Here is a 21,614-nt window from a genome sequence, read left to right on the forward strand (position 1 = left end):
ACCAGGGGATGGGGCGGAGGCCCGGGATGTGACATGGCGCGATTGTGGCGCGCGTCATAGGTAACCTCTTATACTGGTTACATGAACGCTGCGCCCCTGGGACTGACCCTGCGGTCCGTCACCGGTGTCACCTACCGGTTCGACCCGGGCGCCCTGTGCCTGGAGCTGCTGACGACCGGCGGCCCGGGGCCCTACCAGCGGTACGAGGTGCTGCACGGGCCCGCCGACGTCACCGCCTGGGCGGAACGCTCCCGGCTGACGCCCACCCCCGAGCTGGCCGTCTCCGCGGTGGAGGTCGAGGCGCTACGGATGCTGCGCGACGCGCTGTTCCGCGTGGTCATCGCCCACACGCGCGGCGAACCGCACCCGCCCGGCGACCTGGCGGTGATCAACGAGGCCGCCGCCCGCCCGGCCCTGGCTCCCGCCATCGCCCCGGACGGCAGCCGCCGGTGGTCGGGCGCCCCCGCCGGCACGGCGCTGGCCGCCACCGTCGCGCGCGACGCCGTCGAGCTGCTGACCGGCGCCCACGCGCACCGCATCCGCACCTGCGCCGCCGAGGACTGCCACCTGATCTACGTGGACACCTCGCGCCCCGGCCGCCGCCGCTGGTGCTCGATGGAGCACTGCGGCAACCGGCACAAGGTCAGGGCGCTGCGCGCCCGTCACTCCGAGGAAGGATGACCGATGCCCACCGGACTCACCAGGGACACGGGCTGGCAGATCGGCGTGTCCCGCACGCTGCCCCATCCCCCGCCCGTCGTCTGGGACTTCATCAGCGGTCCCGAAGGACTCGCCCTGTGGCTCGGCTCGGACACGGAGCTGACCCCGGAGCGCGGCGCGCCCTACCGGACGGCCGCCGGAGTGACCGGTGAGGTGCGCGGCTACCGTCCGGCGGACCGCATCCGCGTCACCCACGGCACCACCACGCTCCAAGTGGCCATGGCCCCGGCCGCCGACGGCGCCCGCACGATGCTCCGCTTCCACCAGGAACACCTGGCGAGCGCGGAGGAACGCGAGCGGCAGCGCACCCACTGGCAGCGGGTGATGGATCAGGTGGAGGCCGCGCTGGACCGGCCGTAGGAGCTCTCGCTTCTGTGCCGGCCGTCAGTGGGCGGCGGCCGGTGTGTAGTCCTCGACGGTCATCGCGTTGTAGTGCCGCGCGCTGCCCGTCGTCAGGCGGAGCAGTGCCCGGCCCGGGGCCGCCGGGAGGGCGGAGACCAGACGGGCGCCCTGGGCCAGGCCCCAGCCGCCCAGCCGGGACGTGGGGATCAGCGTCCGCGCCGCGCTCGACGCGACCGCACGGCTGCCGCGTACGTGCTCCGCCATCACCCGCTCGTACGCGGGGAACGCCCGCTCGTGGTCGCCCCCGGCGCGGGCCAGCTCCCCGGCCAGGACGTACGCGCCGACCACGGCCAGCGTGGTGCTGCCGCCGACCGCGGGACCGGGGCAGTAGCCCGCGTCCCCGACGAGCGTCACCCGCCCCCGCGACCAACTGTCCATCCGGAGCTGGCTGATCGAGTCGAAGTAGAACGCCGGGGCACGGTCCAGCTCCCCCAGCCACCCGTCCACCTGGGCGTGCAGCCCGGCGAAGGCCCCGCGCACCAGCTCCTTCTGCCGGGGCACGTCCCGGTGGTCCCAGTCGAGTTCGCGCGCGCTCCGGAACAGGAACAGGACCCGCGCGTCGTCCAGATGGCGCGCCCCGTACGCCCCGGCGGTGCGGCCCACCCCGACGTGCATCAGCAACTCCCCGTCCAGGCCGGAGACGTCCGGCAGGCTCAGCACCGCGAAGTACGCCCCGAGGAAGGAGTCGCGGCCCGCGTCCGCGCCGAAGACGAGGCGGCGCACGGTGGAGTGCAGCCCGTCCGCGCCGACGACGAGATCGAAGCGGCGGGGAGCGGCGCGCTCGAACGTCACCTCGCAGCCCGCCCCTTCGGCGGCCGAGGTGACCGAGGTGACCGAGTCGCCGAAGACGTACTCGACGTCGTCGCGGGTCGCGGCGTGGTAGATCGTCGTGAGGTCGTCGCGCATGACCTCGACGTGCCGGTCGGAGGCACCGCCGAAGATCTTGGTGAGGTCCGCCCGGACGGGCCGCCGGGCGCCCTCCCGGAAGACGCTCAGCCGGTCCGTGCCGGTGGCCCGCTCCTCGATGCGCGGCAGCACCCCCATGCGCTCCGAGATGTCCACGGCGGGCCGGAACAGGTCGACCGCGTGGCCGCCGGTCCTGCGCGGCGCCGGGGCGCGCTCCACGACGGTGACCTCGAAGCCGTACCGGGTGAGCCAGTGGGCGAGCACCGGACCGGCGATCCCGGCCCCGGAGACGAGAATCCGCACGACGCCCTCCCCTCAGCCGTGCAGCGCGGCGAAGTCCAGCAGGGGCCCCGCGACCCGGGGCGGGTCCTCAAGGATGGGCGAGTGCCCGAGCCCCGGCAGCAGTTCCACCCGGGCACCCGGGACCGCGTGGTAGTCGGCGGCGGACGAGGAGCGCCAACGGCGGTCGTCCTCGCCGAAGAGCACCAGCAGTGGCTTCCCGGGCACCGCCAGGCGCTCCGGCAGCGCCCGCTCCTCCAGATACGCGCGGGTGGCCCGCATGGTGGCCGTGAAGGAGTGCGACGTCATGGCGCGCACCTCGCCCAGCAGCGCGTCCGGCACCCGGTAGCCGGGCCGGCTGAAGCCCGTGCTCGCGAGCTGCCGGATCTGCTCGTCGCTCGGCGGCCACTGCGCGGGACCGGCGGCGCCGGAAGCGGTGGCGATGAACGCGCCCAGGTTCGGCCCGGTGTTGACGAGCACCACCGCCGACACCAGCCCGGGGCGCTCCTCGGCGAGGGCCGTCGCGGTCACCCCGCCGCTGGAATGGCCCACCACCACGGCCCGCCCGGCACCGAGCCGGTCCAGCACCTCGCCGGTCCGCCGCGCCTGGTCCGGGATCGCGTAACGGCCGTCGTCCGGCTTGTCCGAGCCGCCGTGCCCGAGCAGGTCCACCCGTACGACGCGGTGTGTCCCGGGTGCCGTCAGCAAGGGCACCAGCGCGTCCCACGAGCGGGCCGATGATGCCGATCCGTGGATCAGCAGGAACACGGGGGCCTCGCGCGGCCCGTCCTGGCACACATGGATGGTGTCGCCGTCGTCCAGCGTGAGGAGCGACGATCCGGTGGTCCTGGAAGCAGTCATGCCCCCACTGTCGCGACCGGCCCCGCCCGCGTATTGAACGAATGTTCCGGGCGGCGGGCACGGTCCCCCTCGTAGCATGGAGGGGTGAACACGTTCACGCACGGTACGGCTGTGTGGGACGTCGCCCGTCCGCAGCGGCCGAGCCGGGTGGCCGGAGTCACGATGGCCGGGTTCGGCGTGCTCGACCTGGACGCGTTGCGCATGGTCCCGCACCCCGCGGTCACGCTGCTCCTCGAATTCGGCGCCGGCACCCCCGTTCTCGACCGCGCTGCCGGTGAGCAGCAGCGCGGGTGCCTGGCGGCCGGGCCCGGGCTCGGTGCCGGGGGAGCGGTGCGGGTGCGCGGGGAGAACGTGGAATGCGTACAGGTGCGGCTGTCCCCGGTGATCGCCCGCGCGGTCCTCGGCGTGGAGCCCTCCGAGCTCGACGGCGCCGTCGTCCCGCTGGACGCCCTGTGGGGCCGCGAGGCGTACCGGATCCGCGAACAGCTCGGCGAAGCCCCGTCCTGGCAGGCCCGCTTCGCGCTCGTGGACGCCCTGATCACCCGCCGGTACGGGGCCGGGGCTCCGGTGGACCCGGAGGTGGCGTGGGCCTGGCGGCGGCTCACGGCGGAGCACGGCCTGCCGCGGGTGGACGAACTCGCCGCCGACGTCGGCTGGAGCCGCAAGCGGTTGTGGTCCCGCTTCCGTTCCCAGCTGGGCCTGCCGCCCAAGCGCGCGGCGACCCTGATCCGCTTCGACCACGCCGCCCACCGCCTGGTCGCGGGCGAGGGCCCGGCCCGGGTGGCCGCCGACGCGGGGTACGCCGACCAGTCCCACCTGCACCGCGACGTCATGGCGTTCACGGGGGCCACCCCGGCGACGCTGGCCGCCGAACCGTTCCTCGCGGTGGACGACCTTGCCTGGCCGGGGCGCTGACGGGGGGCGTTGGAGCGGCCCGAGGACGCGGTGGGCGGGGCGAACGCCTCTTCCAGATCACCGACCCCAACGGTGTGGTCGTCCAGTTCGTGGAGTGGGCCGCCCCGCAGGAAGCCTGAGGCCCCAACGCCACTGACAGGGAAGGGGCTTAGGGTGTGGGCGGCCCGCAGCGCGCGGGGTCGCCGGGGTCACACGACGCCCCGGACACGGGCACCGGGGGGCGGACGACATGGCCGACGCGACGGACACCGCCAGTCGCCATCCCGCCCCGCCCGACCGCCGCGTCCTCCTCGTCGCCGGCGGGGTCTTCGTCCTCCTCATGGCGCTGTCCACGCGCTACGGCTTCCACATCGACGAGCTGTACTTCCTCGACTCCGCCCGGCACCTCCAGGCGGGTTACGTGGACCAGCCGGTCCTGGCCCCGCTGCTGGCGCGCCTCTCGCTGGAACTGTTCGGCGTGTCGGAGGCCGGGCTGCGGCTCTGGCCCGCGCTCGCCGCCGCCGGCACGGTCGTCGTGGGCGGGCTGACGGCGCGGGAGCTCGGCGGCGCCCGGCGGACGCAGCTCGTCGCGGCGGTCGCGACTGCCGCCATGCCCGTGCTCCTGGGCGGCGCGCACCTCGCCAACACCACGTCGTACGAGGTGCTGGCGTGGGCGGCGATCGCGCTCGTGGTCGTACGGATCGGCCGCACCGGCGACACCCGCTGGTGGCTCGCGGCCGGGGCGCTCGTCGGGATCGGGGCCGAGTTCAACCACCTCGCCGGCATCCTCGGGACCGTCCTGGTGGCCGCCGTCCTGCTCGGCCCGGCCCGGCGCACGGTGGCCGACCGGTGGCTCCTGGCGGGGGCCGTGCTCGCCGTGCTGCTCGTGCTGCCGGACCTGTGGTGGCAGGCGCACCACGACTGGGCCATGTTCGAGATGACCCGGGCGCTCAACGAGAAGAACGGCGGCCCCGGCCACATCCCCACCTGGATCGTCGGCCAGCTCGCGACGGCCGGGTTCGCCACGGCGGTCCTGTGGTTCGCGGGCCTGCGCTTCCTGTGGCGCTCCGGCCGGCCCGTGTGGCAGTGCCTGGTCGCCGCGTATGCCGTGCTGTTCGTGCTGTTCGCCGTGACCACGGGCGCCCAGATCTACTACCTGGGCGGCCTGTACGTGTGCCTGCTGGCGGCCGGTGCCGTCGGGCTCGACGGGTGGCTGCGCGCCCGCCGCGACCGCGTGCGCTCCCTCATCACCGCGACCGCCGTTTCGACCGCGCTGCTCGCCGTCATCGTCCTGCCCGTCCTGCCGGCCAGCGCGGTCGCCTGGACGTACGGCGTCAGCACGAACACGGGGGAGACCCTCGGCTGGCCCCAACTCGTCGGCACCGTCAGCCGGGTGTGGGACGGTCTCCCGCCGGAGCAGCGCGCACACGCGGTGATCTACACGGCCGACTACGGGGAGGCGGGCGCCATCAACGAACTCGGGCGCGGCACCGGCCTGCCGCATGCCGTGAGCGCCCACAACACCGACTGGTGGTGGGGCCCCGGCGACCCGGCCGCCACCACGGTCCTGGCGGTCGCCCCCGGCCCGGATCACGCCCCCGACTACGAGACCCGGCTGCGCCGGTACTTCCGGCACGTAACCGTGGCCGCCGGCCTCACCAATCCGTACGGCATGCACAACGTGGAATGGGGCGGTCATGTCTACGTCTGTACGGGGCCGCGCCGCCCCTGGGGCGAGATGTGGCCGGAGCTCCGTCACTACGGATGAGGCGCACAACACCCCCTAGCGTGGGCCCATGGATTCCTTCTCGCGTTCCTGGACGGCGCTGCTCGACGCCGTGGCCGGCCTTCCCGACGAGGACTTCGGGAAACCCTCGGGCTGTACGGGGTGGCTCGTCCGGGACCTGGTGTGCCATCTGGTCATCGACGCGCAGGACGTCCTGATCACCCTGGTCACCCCCGCCCACGAGCCCGCCACGGCCGACGCGCCCGGCTACTGGAACCTCCTGCCAGGACCTCCGACGGGTGACGACCCGCTCGACGCGCTGATCCCCCGGCTGGCGGCCGCGTACGGCGAACCGCGCTGGCTCAAGCACCACATCGACGACGTCGGCACGGCGGCCGTCCGCGCCGCCGGTCTCGCGGACCCGGCCGCCCGGGTCCGTACGCAGGACATGGTCCTCACGGTCGCCGACTACCTCTCGGCGTACGTCCTCGAAGGCACCCTGCACCACCTCGACCTCGTGGCCCACCTGCCCGCCGTCCCCGGGCCGCCCGCCGGGACCCTGTCCGTGGCCCGCACCGCGCTGGAGGCCGTCGCGGGGACCGCGTTCCCCGCCTCGTTCACGGACGCCGACGCGCTGCGGATCGGCACGGGCCGCAGCACACCGACCGCCGCGCAGACGGCGGCCCTGGGCGACCTGGCGGCGCGGCTCCCGTACATCCTCGGTTGAAGCGGGCGAAGCGTCAGGTTGTCGCGGCTGCCCTGCGCGCCCTGCGCGGGAAGGACGGGCCGACCACGGTCCCGGGGCGGGGCCGGCCGCCTGCTCGTCCTCCTGACCACCCGCCTCCTGCCCCGCCGCAGGACCCTCGCCCTGCTCGCGGGGCCCGGCTCAGAGCGCGCCGTTGTCGGGTAGGGCGAGCCACCACGGATGGGCGCGGGCCCATGCGATGGTGTCGGCCAGTCCGTCGCGCAGGGACGTTCCGCAGGTCCAGCCGAGCTCGCTCCTGGCCCTGGAGTTGTCCGGGACCCGGCGCAGCAGGTCCTCGTACGCCGGTCCGAGCCGGTCCTTCGTGTCCACCTCGATCACGGCACCCTCCGACCCGGCGAGTCCGACGACCAGGCGCACCACCTCGCCGACCGTGGTCTCGTCCATGCTGCCGATGTTGAACACGCCGCCCGCCGCCGAGGGCTTCTCCGCCGCCAGGACGGTGCCCTCGACGCAGTCGCTCACATGGGTGAAGCAACGGGTCTGGAGGCCCTGGTCGTAGACCACCGGGGCGAGGCCGTTGAGCACGCGGTGCACGGTGCGGCTCACGATGTACGCGGGGCGCTGACGGGCCCCGTACACGTTGAAGTAGCGGACGACCGTCGCCTCCAGGCCGTGCTGGCGGGCGAACGCGAAGGTCATGTGCTCGGCGAGCGCCTTGCTGGTCGAGTACGTCCAGCGGTCGGCGGTCGTGGGGCCGAGCACACGGTCCCCGTCCTCGGCCCAGGGCACGACCGGGTTCTTGCCGTAGACCTCGCTGGTGCTCGCCGCCACCACCTTCGCCCCGGCCCGGGCCGCCGCCTCCAGCACATTGCGCGTGCCGGTGAAGTTGACGTCGATCACGTCGAGCGGCCGGGCGAGGTACTGGTCCACGCCGACGACGGCGGCCAGGTGGTAGACGGCATCGGTACCGGGAGGGATCGCGGCCGTGAGCGCGTCGGCGTCCCGGATGTCGCCCCGGACGTGGAGCGCCTGCTTGCGCACGTCGTCGTCCATGTCGGCCGGGTACGGCGCGGCGTCGAAGACGGTCACCTCGTCGCCGCGGGCCACCAGGCGTTCCACCAGATGGCTTCCGACGAACCCGCAGCCGCCCGTGACGACCACACGCCGCGCGCTCATCGGCCGATCCCGAGGTAGCGGTAGCCCAGCCCACGCAGCACGGCGATCTTCTCCTTCGAGTAATAGGCGCGCCCGTCCATGACGACGCACGAGTCGGCGACGGCCAGCCCACCGAAGTCGATGTCCTCGAACTCCTTGTGCAGGGCCAGCACGGCGATGCAGTCCGCGTCGCGCACCGCCTCGTCCACCGTGGCGCTCGGCCGTACGCCCAGCAGTTCCTCCGCCTGCACGGTGTCCACCAGCGGATCGTGGACGCGTATCCGCACCCCCGCCGCCGCGAGCGCCCGGACCACCGCCCGGGCGGGGCTGCTGCGCAGGTCGCTGGTGTTGTTCTTGAAGGCGACGCCCAGGACCGCGACCGTCGAAGCGGCCGGGTCCTTGCCGAGCGCGGTCAGCTCGTCGGTGATCAGCCGCGCGGTGTGCTCGGGCATGCCGTCATTGACCGCGCGGCCCGCCGGTACGGTGAGGAGGTCCACGTCGTGGCCGCGTGCCGCCCGCCACACCATCCACGGGTCCTTGGTGAGGCAGGAGCCGCCGACACCGGCGCTCGGGCGCAGGATGTTGACGTGGCCGCTGCCCTTGGGGATGGAGTTGGCCGCGTCGATGACGTCGAGGACGTCCACCCCGTACAGCGCGCAGAACTTGGCGAGTTCGTTGGCGAGGGCGATGTTGAGATCGATCCACCAGTTGTCGGCCAGCTTCACGATCTCGGCCGCTTCGAGGGAGTCCTGCTCGATCACCTTGACGCCCAGGGCGCGCCGCCAGAAGTCCGCCGCCGCCCGGGTGCTCGGCGCGTCGAGCCCGCCGACCACGATGGGGAACGCGCGCAGCTCGGCGAGCGCGGTGGACTCGGCGAGCCGTTCGGGGCTGTAGGCCAGCAGGAAGTCGGCGCCCGCGCGCAGACCACCGCTGCCGAGCGACGAGGCCACCAGGCTCCTGGTGGTGCCGGGTGTGACCGTGCTCTTGACCACGATCAGCTGCCCCTCGCGGAGGTGGCCGCCCAGGGCCAGACACGCGCCGCGCAACTGCCGGTCGTCCAGCGAGCCGTCGTCGTGGGCCGGGGTGCCGACGGCGATGACCACGACGTCGGCGGCGGTGACCGCGGTGAAGTCCGTCGTGACCCGGAGCCGCCCCGCCGAGACGGTACGACCCACCATGTCCTTCAGCCCCTGCTCGGCAAAGCGGACGACCCCCGCGCCGAGTTCGTCCACGAGGGCGGTGTCGACGTCCACCCCCACCACGTGCGAGCCCCGGTCGGCCAGCGTCGCGGCCAGGCAGGAGCCCACGTATCCCAGTCCGACCACGGCCACGGTGGGCCCGTCCGGTGATCCGTGGTCCTCGGGCGGTATCCGGTCGTCAGCCATGGCAGTCTCCTGATCGGGGGGCGGTTCTTCGGAACGCGCGGGCCGGCGCATCGCAGGGGCCGGTCCTCATGCCGCGATGATTTCGACGCGCGCGTGGTCGCCGACCACGAGGCGGTGGGCCGGTTCGTCCGGCTCCGCCTGGCCGACGGTGGCGTACCGGCCGACGAGGGACCCGTACAAACCGCGCGGGGTGTGGACGCGGGCACCCTGGAGGACGATCGAGTCGGACAGGTGCGTGGCGCGCACAACGCAGTCGCGCCCGACGGAGGTCCCCGGGCCGATCCAGCTGTCCTCGACGAGGGTGCCGGCGCCGATGACCGCGGGGCCGTGGACGCGGGAGCGGACCACCCGGGCGCCGGGCTCGATGACGACCCGGCCGCGGATCTCGCTCGCCGCGTCGATGTGCCCGTCGACGGCCGGGACGAGGTCGTCCAGGAGCCGGCGGTTGCACGCGAGGACGTCGTCGGCGCGGCCGATGTCCTTCCAGAAGCCGCTGTACCGCCTCGCCTCGACCGTGCGTCCCCGGTCGATGAGCCACTGGATCGCGTCCGTGATCTCCAGCTCGCCCCGGGCGCTCGGCGCGATGGAGCCGATCGCCTCGTGGACGGCGGAGGTGAGGTAGTACAGGCCGAGCACGGCGAGGTCGGTACGCGGCTGCGCCGGTTTCTCCGTGACCCGCAGCACCGCGCCGTCCGCCGCCACCTCCGCCACTCCGTACGCGCGCGGGTCCGCGACCTGCTGCACCACGAGCCCCGCGGCCGGGCGGGCCCGCCGGAACTCCTCGATGAGGGAGGCCGCGCCGTTCGGGAACACGTTGTCCCCGAGATGCAGCAGGAAGTCGTCGTCGCGCAGGAACGGGCGGGCCGTGCGCACCGCGTGGGCCAGGCCCAGCGGCCGCTCCTGCCGCAGACAGGTGAGGCGCACCCCGAAGCGGGATCCGTCGCCCATCGCCTCCGCGATGGCGTCCGCCCAGTCGCCGACGACCAGACCGATGTCCCGCGCGCCGAGATCGCGGAGATGGGCGACGACATATTCGAGGGCCGGTTTGTTCGCGAGGGGAATGAGCGCTTTCGGGGTCGAGTAGGTGAAGGGCCGGAGGCGAACTCCGGAACCGCCCGCCAATACCAGTGCCTTCACGATCCGCTGCCTTCCGTAGTCGCTTCCGGTGCCGGACCGGAATGCGTCCGGATGGGCAGAGGCCGCCCACCGAACGCCTATCCCATCCCACGCGGGCGGGCGGGTCATCTCTTGGATTGCCGTGCTCCGGAGCGGGGAAGCACCGCAGGGTTCAGGAGGCCGGGACGGCCGCCGGGTGCAGCGCCTCCTCGATCGCCGCCGCCGCGTCGGCCGCCGTCAGCGAGCCCACGGACCAGGCGCCGACGGGGAGTTCGACGCCGAACTCCTCGTACACCCAGCCCAGGAACTGGACGACCTTCAACGAGTCGCCGTCGAGTTCGAAGAAGTCGTCGTGCACCGAGACCGGCCGGGGCGAGAGCAGTTCCTCCCAGCGCCGCAGCACGCGCGCTTCGAGCGGTGTGCGCGGCGGTACGGCGCCGGACCCGGCCACCGCGTGCCGGCCGCCGTCCATCCGCCGGGCCCGCATCGCGGCGACCACCTGGGCCGGGGTCGCCAGCTCCTCGGCGGTGCGGTGGACCAGCTCCGCCGCGTCCCGGCGTGCCGCCCGGCCGCCCGGGGAGGAGCGGTCCGGTGCCTTGCCGGCCGTCGCCTCCCGCCGGGGCGCCCCCCGGTCCGGCGTGTGCCGGGCGGCCGCGGCCCGTCCGGCGGAGAGCACACGGACGCGGCGCCCGTCCTCGTACGCCTCCTCGCTCTCCCCGGCCTCCCAGCTGCCCCCGGCCTCCTCCAGGAAGTCGGCGGCCGGGACGTTGCGGGCGGTGGGCACGTACGGCAGCCGGAGCTCGGCCAGCCCGCGTTCCTCGGCGAGCCGTCCCAGGTGGGCGAGCATCCGGTGCTCGACGCCGCGGCCGGTCGAACGGCAGCTCAGCAGGAACGTGTCCACGCACAGCGCCGCGTCACGGGCGCCGAAGAGCATGAGGCCCACCACGCCGTAGGTGCCGAAGCGGTCGCGGACATCGACCACCAGGCACTCCGTGCCCCGGTCGGTGAGGGCGGCGATCTCCCCGGCCGTGCGCCGGACGCCGCTGAGGTTGAACTGGGTGGTGCGCTGGGTCAGCTGGGCCGCCCGGTCCAGCTCGGGCGCGGCGAGGGGGCGCACGGTCACGACGAGTTCGAGGCGGTCCAGGAAGTCCGCGAGCGTCGCCGACTGCCGGCGTACCTCCTCGCGGCGGTGGTTGTCCCGGTAGCTGGCGGTCCGGCGGGCGTCCTCGGCGGTCACCTGCGGAGCGTCGAGCGGCCAGCAGCGGGTCAGGAACGCGGCCGCCGCTCCGGCGTCGGCGGGCAGGTGCAGCGCGGTGACCTCGGGGGCCGCGGCGCGCACCTCCGCCACCTGCAGCGGATCGTCGTCCACGAACACGAAGGTGTCGAGGCCCAGGTCCAGTTCGCCGGCGAGCGAGCGCAGGTTCTCCGACTTGGGCCGCCAGTTGGCCCGGACCGCGATCACGTGCTCGGGCCGCAGGACCATGCCGGGGTGGTCCCGGAGCACGCCGAGGACGTCCGCCTCGTCGTTGCGGGTGCACAGACAGACCAGGCGGCCGGCGCGCGTCTGGTCCACCAGCATCCGTTGCAGCTCCCGGCGGGCGGGCGGCACGGTGATGCCGCCCTCGGCGATCTCGCCGTCCCAGAGGGTGTTGTCGCAGTCCACCGCGATCACCTTCGGCCGGGGCGCCACCCAGGCGTGGACCGCCCGCGCGACCACCGTCCCGAGCGCGGCGAACGCCGCCCCGGTGTAGGGGACCGCGCCGAGCCGGTCGGTGTACGGGGCGTGCCAGCCGCACTCCGGGAAGCCGGCCAGGACCCGGGCCGAGGGGACGACCTGGACCCGTGGCACCCCGCTCAGGGCGGCGACGAGCTGGTCCTCGGCGGCCCGTACGGCGTCGGGCCCGTCCGGCGGGGAGGGGCACAGCAGTACGACGACCGGGCTGCCGCCGTGCGTGGCCGTCGTGCGCACGGCCGCCGCCAGGTCGGCCACCGACTCGGAGAGGCGGGTGCCCTCGTCGAGCCAGTCGTCCAGGCGCAGGAGGAGCACCCGCGCGGCCGGGCGGGGGGATGCCGGTTCGTCCCGGGCGGTCAGGAGCTCCTGGAACACCTGCCCGTAGGGCGCGAATGCGGCTTCCAGCTCCCATCCCAGTTCGTCGCCCCAGAATTCCAGTACATCGGCGAGCGGGTCGGCGGTGAAAGTGGACGCGAGCCTGATCCGGATCGGCTCGGGGGAGCGATTCGCGGGGTACACAAAGCCTCCTTTGCCGGCGCCTCGGCGTCGCGAGCGGCGAAGGGCGGGCCAACCGGCGCGATTTCTGCGCACCCAGAATTCGCGTCGGCGCCGTGCGTGTCATCTTCCCGGTTGCGCGCCCTTTTCCCGGCCCGCGCGGAATGCGCCGGGGGCGCGCGTCCGCAATCGGGAGGATGACATCCGGAAACACCGGCGAGGAGCCTTGGGGGACTTTTCCCGGGGAGACGAGATGACGGCACCCACTCAACGGCCCACCGCCGACCGGAACGTGATGCTGCCGCTGCGGCGCGGCGGCGGCGACGCCCCGTTGTTCTGCGTCCACCCCGGCAGCGGCTTCGGACTGCCGTACGCCGGCCTGCTGCCGCACCTCGACGCGCGGGTGCCGGTCCACGCCGTCCAGGCGCGCGGCCTGGTGACGGCGGCCGGGCTGCCGTCCTCCCTCGACGAGATGGCGGAGGACTACACCGAGCAGATCCGCCGCGTCCGGCCCGAAGGGCCGTACCGGCTGCTCGGCTGGTGCGTGGGCGGCCGGCTGGCCTTCGAGATCGCGTGCCGGCTCCGCGAACAGGGCGATCACGTCAGCCTCCTGGCCCTCGTCAGCACCTCGCCGCCCGTGCCCGAGCCGCTGCCCGGCCCCGAGGAGATCCTGCGGGCCATGCTGCTGCCGCCCGGCACGGACGAACTGGACGCAGGACTGGCGCGCCTGTGCCGCCTCCCCCTGGACCACGTGTCCCTCAGCGCCCATCTCGTGCGGACCGGGCACCCCATGCGCCGTCTGACGGAACAGGCGCTGAACGCGGTGTACGAGGTCTACCGCACCAACGAGCACCTGTACCGGACCCCGGTCACCAGGGTGTTCGACGGCGACGCGCTCAGCCTCGAACCCTCCGCGCCGGGCGGCCCCGCCCGGCGGTCCTGGCAGCCGTTCGTCGGCGGCCGCGTCCTCGCCCGCCGCGTCGACGGCCGTCACACGGAGATGATGGAGCCGGGACCCGCCCGGGCCATCGCCGCCGCCGTCAACGAGGCGCTGGGGTACTGAGCCGCGTCAGGTACGCCTCGATCGCGTCCGGGTCCAGACCCGCCACGAACCCGCGCGCCGCCCGGCGGGACTCCCGGGACAGCCGCCCGTAGCCCTCCTCGTCCTCCAGCAGGCCCCGCAGCGCGTCCAGCCACGGCCCCACGTCCTGCGCGGGGATCTCGGCATCCGGAAGGGCCACCGGCCCGGCGCCCGGATAGCGCGTGATGGGCCGCACGGGAAGGAGACGGCCCACCCCGAGCTTCGCCTCACGCAATCCGCCGACGTCGGCCGCCAGCACCGGGATGCCCCGCAACATGGCCTCCACACTGCAATATCCGAAGGTCTCGTCCCACAGCGACGGCATGAGCAGCACCTTGGTGCGCCCGTACACCTCTTCCATGTCGTCGGCGCCCGGGTGCACGACGACGTTTGCCCGCGCGGCGAGCGCCGCACGGTCCCGGTCGGTCATGCCCCAGCTCTCCACGGCGAGGAAGGGCACGCGCGGCAGCGCGTCCGCCAGGGCGAGGAAGACGTCGATCCCCTTGTAACCGCACGGATTGACGAGGGTGACGTACTTCTGCGCGGCGGGCCGCGGTTCGCGGACCGGTGCGCAGGAGTAGATGTCGGGGTAGATCAGCTCGGAGCCCAGACCCGCCCACCGCTCCACGTACTCCTGCGCCGCCCGGCTCACCGACACCAGCCCGGCCGACCGCCCGATCATCGCCGTCGCCGCCCTGCTGGGCCGGAACGAACGCGGCCCGAACGGCAGCTGCTGAAGTGTGTGTACGAGATAGAGGACGCGCTCCGTCGACCGCAGCGCCGCCGAGAGCATCATCATGCCCGGGTCGTCGGAGGGGACGAGCGTCCAGTCGGCCCGCAGGTCCCCCGCCACGTCCATCACCGTGCGCGGCAGGTCCCGGGCGCGCAGGACACCGTGCACGGTGACGCCCTCGTGCCGGTACCGGAGCACCCGGTCGGTGTGTTCGAGGACTTCGCCGCCGCGTTCCGCGAGGTAGCCGGGCATCCGGTCCGGGCCGATGTGGCTCAGCCGCCCCGTCATCGGAGCCACCACATGGCACGCGTGGCCGCGCCCGGCGAGCCGCTCCAAGATGAGCCGGTTCGACTTGTTGGCCCCGCCGTGCGACGGCAGGTAGTACATGTTCTGCGCCAGCAGCACCTTCACCGGACCGCCCACCGTTCCGCGTTCTTCGCCCGCGCCCCGCCGGCGAGCGCCACGACCCGGTCCGTCAGCAGCTCCACGGGGTCCGGACCGCTCATCAGATCCTGCGCGCCCGCCGGGCCCAGCCGGGCGATCTCGCGTCCGACCGTCCCGGCGGACCAGTCGCGCGCTTCGAGGCTCCGGGCGAGGCCCAGCCGTTCCAGCCGGGCGCCGTTGTCCGGCCGGTCCGCGCCGTCCGCGAGCAGCAGTTGGGGGGTGCCCGAGGCTAGGGCTCGCGCGAGGGTGCCCATCCCGCCGTGGTGCACGACACCGGCCACGCGCGGAAGGACGTCCGCGAAGGGCATCGAGGTCCGGTGCACCACCCCGGGCGGCAGTACGCGGGGGACCAGGTCCGTGTGCGGGGTGACGACGATGCCACGCCGTCCGGCCGCGGCCAGTCCGGCGACGGCCGAGGAGTAGAAGGCGGGATGCAGCATCCGGCCCGTGCCGCCGGTGACCACGACGACGTCCTCCCGGCCGGCGTCCGGGACCGGGACCCGCCGGGTCTCCCCGGCGGACCGGTCCCCGAGCGGGAAGCCGGTCAGCACCGGCGGACCGGGGGAAGCCGGTCCCGCCGCGTCGAACCACCGGGGCCACATACCGACGGTCAGGTCCGCCCGCAGGAGCCACCGCGACCAGCCGGTGACCGGGGGGAGTCCGAGTCCGGCCCGGACGGCGTTGAGCCCGGCCCCGGCCGATCGCGCCAGGTGCAGCGCGGTCATCGGGGCGGTCATCGACTGGAAGGGGGACAGCGAGACCTGGCAGACCGGGCTGCCCGTCAGCTCGGCCGCCATCAGCCCGGACAGGCAGGAGGCCAGCCGGCCGACCAGCACGGTGTCGTCGCCGGCGTCGGCGATCACCTCGGCCTCGCGCCGGATCTGCCCGAAGCCGCCGGCCACGGACACCCGGTCGAAGAACAGGTCCGCGTCGCCGTAGTAGTCGGCGACGCGGGTGCGGTGCCGCCCGCCCAGCAGGTCCCGGGCGCGACGCAGATGGCGCGCGTAGCCCGCCGCATCGTCCACCGCTCGGAAGTCCGCCCCCGTGGCCGCGACGGCCTCCTCGTACGGGGCGTGGGTGAGGACGGTGACGTCCTGGCCCCGCCGCACGAGCGCGCCGGCCAGCGCGACGAACGGATCGACGTCACCGCGCGTACCGTGGGCGAGCAGCAGGAACCTGGTCACCGAGGCGCGTCCAGGGCACGGACGACGGCGGCCACGCTCGCGCCGAACGTGAACTCGTCCGTGAAGAGCTCGTCCATCGACATGTTCACCCCGAGCCGGTCCTCCACCGCCATGAGCAGCATGACCAGCTCCATGGACCCGCCGCCCAGACCGAAGAAGTCGTCCTCGTCGCGCGGGCGTACGCCCACCGCGTCGAACCAGACATCGCCGAGCGCGGCACGCACCTCCTCGGCGGACAACTGCGCCCCCTGGCCCCCGAAGTCGGCGGAGAGCCAGCGCTCCGGGCGTATCCGGATCTGGACGCTGGCGGAGTACACCTCGCGGGCCATGGCGAGGTAGCCCTCCACCTGGTCGGCGGGGAGATAGCGCTTGGCCAGCTCCCGCCGCAGCTCCTCCTCCTTGCCCGGCACCACGTCGACGACGGGCCCCTCCACCGTGACGTAACGGGTCGTCGGCTCGGTGCGCTGCACCATGAGCGAGAACCGTCCGGACGCCTCGATCGCCCGGTGCTTGGGGCAGTCGGTGGCCGTGAGGATCCACAGCTCCCCGCCGGGCTCGTAGGCGTACCAGATCGGGACCGTGAGCGGCGCCCGCCCCGGTTCGAGGGCGGCGACGGACAGGGCGCCGATGTGCGGCTCGGCGAGAAACGCTTCACGCTCGTGCGGGGGCAGTGCCATGGGGCCCTCCTGGGGTCGCTCGTTGCTCAATCGGAGTGGACGGGGAGCAGCCCGAGTTCTCGGGCGCGGGCCAGGCTCGGTGCGCTCGCGTCCCGGTCGGAGACGACGGGCGCGATGTCCGCGGGCCACTGGATGCCCAGCTCCGGATCGAGCGGGTCCAGCCCGTGTTCCCGCTTCGGGTCGTACGTGGCGGAGCTGAGGTAGATGACCGTCGCCTCCTCGCTGACGGCCATGAAGCCGAAGCCCAGGCCCTCGGAGACGTACAGCGCGGCGCAGTTGCTGTCGTCCAGTTCCGCCGTACGCCACTGGCCGAAGGTCGGGGAGCCGACCCTGATGTCCACGACCGCGCCGACCACCGCGCCCCGCAGACAGGTGACGTACTTGGCCTGGCCCGGCGGGCTGTCGGTGAAGTGGATGCCGCGCAGGACGCCCTTCCGCGACACCGCGCAGTTGGCCTGACGGACGTCCATCTCCCGGCCGGCCGCGGTGTGGAGCGCGTCGTTCCGGAACCACTCGTGGAAGCTGCCGCGGTCGTCGCGGAACAGCTTCTTCTCCTCGGTCCAGGCACCTGGGATTCCCAGCGGCTTCATCGTCCGACCCTTCTGTTGGCGGCCGTGAGGCCGTGGCACCCGTGGATGACGTCCGGCCGTCACCGTGCCCGGCCGCCCGGGCGCGCGCATCTTCCTGGTTGCCGGCCGGGGCGGCCGATGCAGGGGAACGGCCTGCGGGGGCGGGCAGCGCAACCGGGGAGATGACATCCGGCGGCGCCGCCGAGGACGTTGGACGACCGAGCTCGACGGGGCGTGAAGGCCGGAGATTTTTCGTGGACATCGACCAGGTGGTTTCGACCGAACTCTTCGTGGGTTCGGAGCGGCATCCGCTACAGGTGCAGCGCGTGACCCTGACCAACCGCGGGGCGGAGTCCGTACGCGAGGGGGAGCCGGTCACCGTCCGGATCGAGGGCGCCGGCGTGACCACGCCCCGGCCGGTCGTCGTGACGGCGCCGCGGCCCGGCGAGGAACGCGTCCTCGACGTGCCGGTCGCCGTCCGCCCCGGCACCGAGGAGGGAACACGCCTCGCCGTGACGGTGTCCGCCGAGGCGGCGGGCCGGCGCCGGGAGACGGCCGCCGAACTCGTCGCGGCCGCCCCGGGGTGGACGATGTTCATGGTCCCGCACTTCCACTACGACCCCTTCTGGTGGAACACCCAGGCCGGCTATCTCTCCGAGTGGGACTCCCAGCCGGCCGAGGCGCAGAAGCTCCGCAAGCCCCACCAGGCCGCCGCCTTCGACCTCGTACGGGCCCATCTCGACTTCGCCCGCCGGGACCCGGACTACAAGTTCGTCCTCGCCGAGTTCGACTACCTCAAGCCGTACTGGGACGTCCGCCCGGAGGACCGGGCGGACCTGCGCCGGTTCATCGCCGAGGGGCGGATCGAGCTGGTGGGCGGCATGTACAACGAGCCGAACACCAACCTGACGAGCCTGGAAGCCACCATCCGCAACATCGCCCACGGGGTGCGCTTCCAGCGCGGCCTGATCGGCGGCGAACCGCGCACCGGATGGATGCTCGACGTGTTCGGGCACGACCCGGCGTTCCCGTCCCTGATGGCCGGTGCCGGGCTCACCGAACTGGCCTTCGCGCGCGGCCCGTTCCACCAGTGGGGGCCGCAGGTGACCGGCGGCGACGACACCGGGATGCAGTTCGCCAGCGAGATCGAGTGGATCGGGCCGGACGGCACGGGGCTGCCGGCCTGCTACCTCGCCCACCACTACCCCGCCGGATGGCGGCTCAACGAGGTGGACACCCTCGCCGAGGCGGAGGAGGAGGCCTACCACCAGTTCCGGACCCTGAAGCGGGTGGCGTCCACCCGCAACGTGCTCCTCCCGGTCGGCTACAACCACGTGGCCCCCGGCCGCTGGACGACCGAGATCCACCGCCACTGGAACGAGCGGTACGTGTGGCCCCGGTTCGTCGTCGCGCTGCCCGGCGAGTTCTTCACCCGGGTACGCGAGGACGCGGACCGGGACCGGATCGCGTTCACCCCGCAGTCCCGCGACATGAACCCGGTCTACCCCGGCAAGGACGTCTCGTACATCGACATCAAGCAGGCCCAGCGCGCCGCCGAGACGGCGGTCCTGGAAGCGGAGAAGCTGTCCACGCTGGCCACCGTCCTCGGCGCGCCCTACCCCGAAGGGGCCCTGGACAAGGCCTGGCGGCAGCTGTTCTTCGGCGCCCACCACGACGGGATCACCGGCGTCACCTCCGACCAGGTCTACCTCGACCTCGCGGCCGGCTGGCGGGAGGCGTACGAGCTGGGGGCCGGGGCGCGCGACGAGGCCCTGGCCCACCTGGCCGGGCGCACGGACACCCGGGGCGCCGGGCGCCCGCTGCTGGTCGTGAACACCCAGTCCTGGGAGCGCACCGACCTCGCCACCGTCACCGTCGGCCTCCCCGAGGACGGCCCGGCCGGAGTGCGGGTGCTCGACGCCGAGGGCCAGGAGGTCCCCGCCGTCGCCACGGGCGTCTCCCGGCACCCCGGTGGCGCACTCGCCACCGTCACCCTGTCGTTCGTGGCCGCCCGCGTCCCCGCCACCGGCCACCGGGTGTTCCGCCTCGTGGACGCGGCGGCCCCGGCCGAGGAGGGCTGGCAACGGACCGAGGGCCACCGCGCGGAGAACGACGTCTTCCTCGTGGAGGCGGACCCGGCGCGCGGCGGCGCGCTGACCCGCGTCCTGGACAAGCGCACCGGCAAGGAGCTGCTGCGGCCCGGCGAGGCGGCCGGGCCGGTCCTGGACGACGAGTACCCCGACCACCCGGCGTTCGGAAAGGGGCCGTGGCACATCGTCCCGACCGGTCGCCGCCGCACCCCGTCCGGAGCACCGGCCGAGGTGCACGTCGAGACGTCCCCGGCCGGCCTGCGCCTGGTCTCGGCCTGCCGCATCGAGGACCTCCGCATCACCACCGAGATCACGCTCCTCCACGGGCTCGACCGCCTGGAGTTCCGGACCCGGGTGGACGGCGCGACCGGTCAGGACCGGCTGCTGCGCGTCCGCTTCCCGCTGGACATCACGGGCGCCCGGCCGGTGTACGAGGTGGGCAACGCGGTCATCGGGCGCACCTTCGGCTCGTCCCGGCTGGACGTCGCCGAGCATCCGTACGCGCTCGACAGCCCCGCGTACAACTGGGCGGGCCTCTCCTCCGCCGCACGCGTCGTCCTCGAAAGCCACGGCGTGCCCGTCGCCACGCAGGCGATCGGTGTCGCCGAGGTCGTCGCACACCACGGGCGCGGCGAGGACCGGGACGCGGCGGTGCGCGCCCTGGTCGCCGCCCTCGCCCAGCAGGGCGTCACGGCGACCACCTCGCGCCCGGACGGCTCCCGGTACGGCTCGCTCGACGTCGACTCCAACCTCCCCGACGTCCGGGTGAGCGTGGGCGGGCCCGCCGAGAACGCCTTCACGGCCCGCGTCCTCGCGGCGGCCGGTGACTGGTACACCACCCGGCTCGACGCCCTGCTCAAGGAGCACGGCACGGCCCGCCTCTGGGTCCCGGCGACCCGTTCCCGTACGGAGATGTGGGCGCCGGGCACCGACCTGCGCGGCGCACGGGACCTGCCCGTCCTCGTCGTCGCCGGGCACGACGGCCCGGCCCTCGCGGGCGCCGTCACGGACCTCGCCGCCGGGCTGTCCGGCGCGGAGATCCGGATCGAGCAGCCCGGGGCTCCCGACGCCGTCCCCGCCGATGAGGTGCTGGAGGACCACTCGGCGGCGGTGCTTCACCGGGGCACCCCCGGAGTCGTGGTCGAGCCCGACGGGACGCTCTGCCTGTCCCTCCTGCGGGCGTGCAGCGGCTGGCCGGCCGGGAGCTGGATCGAACCGCCGCAGCGCACCGCCCCCGACGGATCGAGCTTCGCCCTCCAGCACTGGAGCCACACCTTCGAATACGCCCTCGTCAGCGGCGCCGGGGACTGGCGGGACGCCGGCTTCGTACGGGCCGGCCACGCGTACAACAGCCGCTTCCTGACCAGGCTCACCGACTCCCACGACGGCGAGCTGCCCGCCTCGGCGAGCCTGCTCCGGGCCGAACCGGACAACGTCGTGGTCACGGCGCTCAAGCCCCGGCACGGCGACCCGGGTGCGGGCATCACCCTGCGCTGCTACGAGACCCGCGGCCGCGCCACGCAGGCCCGCGTCCACTCCTTCGTCCCGCTCCACGACGGAGCCGAGGCCGACCTCCACGAACAGCCCCGCGCACCCCTGGACACCGGCGACGGCACACTCCGCCTCGCCCTCGGCCCGGCGGCGACCGTCACCGCGACGGCCGTGCCCGACGCCCCGGCCCCTGGCCCCGGACCCGGCACCGCGCCGGAGGAACCGGTGTTCGCCCGGTACTGGCTCCACAACAAGGGCGCCGCACCGCTGGGCCACCAGCCGGCCACCGTGTACGTGGAGCCCCGGGACATCGACCTCACCGGACCGGTGTCCGTGCGGGTGACGGTCTCCGCCGTCGGCAAGGCGTCCGGCATCGTGGAACTGGCCGTCCCGCCGGGCGTCACCGCGAGCGCGCCGGACGAGCTGCGCTTCGACCTGGACGACGACCACCGGTGCTTCGACGTGCTGCTGCGCCCCGAGGAGGGCGCGCCCCCGGGCATCCGGCACCTCACGGCCCGGCTGGCCGGGGAGGGCTGCCCGCCGGTCGAGGACGTCGCCACCGTCCGGACGGGCGCCCCCGGCGAGGAGGGGCGGCTCACCGTCGAGACGGTGACGCCGGAGCTGGTGGTCGATGCCGGGGGAGACGGTGAACTGAGGGTCCGGCTGACCAACCACAGCCTGGACGAGGTGCGCGGCGAGGCCCAGCTCATCACCCCGTACGGCACCTGGGACTTCACCGGTCCGTGGACGCGGGCGTTCGCCCTCGGCCCCGGCGCCCGGGCCGAACTCGCCTACCCGGTGCGCGTGCCGCACGGCACGGACCCGGCCGCGTCCTGGGCGCTGGTCAAGGTCATGGCGTACGGCGACATCCACTACACCCCGGCCGTCCCCCTGACGATCCGCGCGCACGAGCCCGCCCGGCCGGGCAACCACCACGAGCCCTTGAGTACAGGAGCATGATGAGCATT

General features: G+C 74.0%; 17 protein-coding genes and 1 pseudogene. 7 read left to right on the forward strand and 11 right to left on the reverse strand.

Annotation, left to right across the window (positions count from 1 at the left end; translation table 11 throughout):
* Positions 1-81: 81 nt before the first annotated feature.
* Together ACZ6C6_RS27475 and ACZ6C6_RS27480 are read left to right on the forward strand one after the other, a co-directional pair.
* Entirely contained in the window at positions 82-681 is a 600-nt protein-coding gene (locus ACZ6C6_RS27475) for a CGNR zinc finger domain-containing protein (protein WP_469206301.1), read from the forward strand.
* 3 nt (positions 682-684) lie between these two features.
* Positions 685-1,080, forward strand: coding sequence for an SRPBCC family protein (locus ACZ6C6_RS27480; RefSeq protein ID WP_469206303.1), 396 nt, complete (start codon positions 685-687; stop codon positions 1,078-1,080).
* 24 nt (positions 1,081-1,104) lie between these two features.
* On the opposite strand, the gene ACZ6C6_RS27485 is transcribed toward ACZ6C6_RS27480, so the two are convergent.
* Both ACZ6C6_RS27485 and ACZ6C6_RS27490 read right to left on the reverse strand, forming a co-directional pair.
* Complete coding sequence (locus ACZ6C6_RS27485; protein WP_469206305.1) at positions 1,105-2,331, reverse strand: FAD-dependent monooxygenase; 1,227 nt, start codon at positions 2,329-2,331, stop codon at positions 1,105-1,107.
* A gap of 12 nt (positions 2,332-2,343) precedes the next feature.
* Positions 2,344-3,168, reverse strand: a complete 825-nt coding sequence (locus tag ACZ6C6_RS27490) for an alpha/beta fold hydrolase (protein WP_469206306.1) — start codon at positions 3,166-3,168, stop codon at positions 2,344-2,346.
* Positions 3,169-3,252: 84 nt separating this feature from the next.
* Here ACZ6C6_RS27490 and ACZ6C6_RS27495 point away from each other — a divergent pair, with 84 nt between their 5' ends.
* From ACZ6C6_RS27495 to ACZ6C6_RS27505, 3 genes are all read left to right on the forward strand, one after another.
* Positions 3,253-4,083: a helix-turn-helix domain-containing protein gene (locus tag ACZ6C6_RS27495; protein ID WP_469206309.1), complete on the forward strand. Its 831-nt coding sequence runs from the start codon at positions 3,253-3,255 to the stop codon at positions 4,081-4,083.
* A 229-nt stretch (positions 4,084-4,312) separates the two neighbouring features.
* Positions 4,313-5,830 (forward strand): ArnT family glycosyltransferase, encoded by a 1,518-nt coding sequence (locus ACZ6C6_RS27500; protein WP_469206311.1) that lies wholly within the window; start codon positions 4,313-4,315, stop codon positions 5,828-5,830.
* A 28-nt stretch (positions 5,831-5,858) separates the two neighbouring features.
* Entirely contained in the window at positions 5,859-6,515 is a 657-nt protein-coding gene (locus ACZ6C6_RS27505; RefSeq protein ID WP_469206313.1) for a maleylpyruvate isomerase N-terminal domain-containing protein, read from the forward strand.
* A 159-nt stretch (positions 6,516-6,674) separates the two neighbouring features.
* On the opposite strand, the gene ACZ6C6_RS27510 is transcribed toward ACZ6C6_RS27505, so the two are convergent.
* From ACZ6C6_RS27510 to ACZ6C6_RS27525, 4 genes are all read right to left on the reverse strand, one after another.
* Entirely contained in the window at positions 6,675-7,670 is a 996-nt protein-coding gene (locus ACZ6C6_RS27510) for an NAD-dependent epimerase/dehydratase family protein (protein WP_469206315.1), read from the reverse strand.
* Positions 7,667-9,034, reverse strand: a complete 1,368-nt coding sequence (locus ACZ6C6_RS27515) for a nucleotide sugar dehydrogenase (RefSeq protein WP_469206317.1) — start codon at positions 9,032-9,034, stop codon at positions 7,667-7,669. Before ACZ6C6_RS27515 ends, ACZ6C6_RS27510 begins: the two co-directional genes overlap by 4 nt.
* 66 nt (positions 9,035-9,100) lie before the next feature.
* On the reverse strand, positions 9,101-10,171 hold the full coding sequence (locus ACZ6C6_RS27520) for a glucose-1-phosphate thymidylyltransferase (protein ID WP_469206319.1): 1,071 nt from the start codon (positions 10,169-10,171) through the stop codon (positions 9,101-9,103).
* A gap of 151 nt (positions 10,172-10,322) precedes the next feature.
* The gene (locus ACZ6C6_RS27525; RefSeq protein ID WP_469206321.1) at positions 10,323-12,401 is read right to left on the reverse strand and encodes an HAD-IIIC family phosphatase; all 2,079 of its coding nucleotides are present in this window, start codon (positions 12,399-12,401) and stop codon (positions 10,323-10,325) included.
* A 229-nt stretch (positions 12,402-12,630) separates the two neighbouring features.
* On the opposite strand from ACZ6C6_RS27525, the gene ACZ6C6_RS27530 reads away from it, so the two are divergent.
* Positions 12,631-13,440: a thioesterase domain-containing protein gene (locus ACZ6C6_RS27530; protein WP_469206323.1), complete on the forward strand. Its 810-nt coding sequence runs from the start codon at positions 12,631-12,633 to the stop codon at positions 13,438-13,440.
* On the opposite strand, the gene ACZ6C6_RS27535 is transcribed toward ACZ6C6_RS27530, so the two are convergent.
* The 5 genes and pseudogenes from ACZ6C6_RS27535 to ACZ6C6_RS27555 form a co-directional block, all read right to left on the reverse strand.
* On the reverse strand, positions 13,418-14,614 hold the full coding sequence (locus tag ACZ6C6_RS27535; protein ID WP_469206325.1) for a glycosyltransferase family 4 protein: 1,197 nt from the start codon (positions 14,612-14,614) through the stop codon (positions 13,418-13,420). The genes ACZ6C6_RS27530 and ACZ6C6_RS27535 overlap by 23 nt on opposite strands.
* The gene (locus tag ACZ6C6_RS27540; protein ID WP_469206327.1) at positions 14,599-15,819 is read right to left on the reverse strand and encodes a glycosyltransferase; all 1,221 of its coding nucleotides are present in this window, start codon (positions 15,817-15,819) and stop codon (positions 14,599-14,601) included. Before ACZ6C6_RS27540 ends, ACZ6C6_RS27535 begins: the two co-directional genes overlap by 16 nt.
* Positions 15,816-16,043, reverse strand: coding sequence for an acyl carrier protein (locus tag ACZ6C6_RS27545; protein ID WP_469206544.1), 228 nt, complete (start codon positions 16,041-16,043; stop codon positions 15,816-15,818). Before ACZ6C6_RS27545 ends, ACZ6C6_RS27540 begins: the two co-directional genes overlap by 4 nt.
* Before the next feature lie 30 nt (positions 16,044-16,073).
* Positions 16,074-16,496, reverse strand: a pseudogene (locus ACZ6C6_RS27550) (pyridoxamine 5'-phosphate oxidase family protein); the annotation flags it as partial.
* Positions 16,497-16,522: 26 nt separating this feature from the next.
* Positions 16,523-17,086 carry a dTDP-4-dehydrorhamnose 3,5-epimerase family protein gene (locus ACZ6C6_RS27555; RefSeq protein ID WP_469206329.1) on the reverse strand — a complete coding sequence of 188 codons (564 nt, stop codon included), beginning with the start codon at positions 17,084-17,086 and terminating at the stop codon, positions 16,523-16,525.
* 305 nt (positions 17,087-17,391) lie between these two features.
* Between ACZ6C6_RS27555 and ACZ6C6_RS27560 the strand changes: the two genes are divergently transcribed.
* On the forward strand, positions 17,392-21,606 hold the full coding sequence (locus ACZ6C6_RS27560) for a glycoside hydrolase family 38 N-terminal domain-containing protein (RefSeq protein ID WP_469206331.1): 4,215 nt from the start codon (positions 17,392-17,394) through the stop codon (positions 21,604-21,606).
* Positions 21,607-21,614 lie beyond the last annotated feature (8 nt).

This window comes from Streptomyces sp. NPDC041814, from assembly GCF_055590565.1.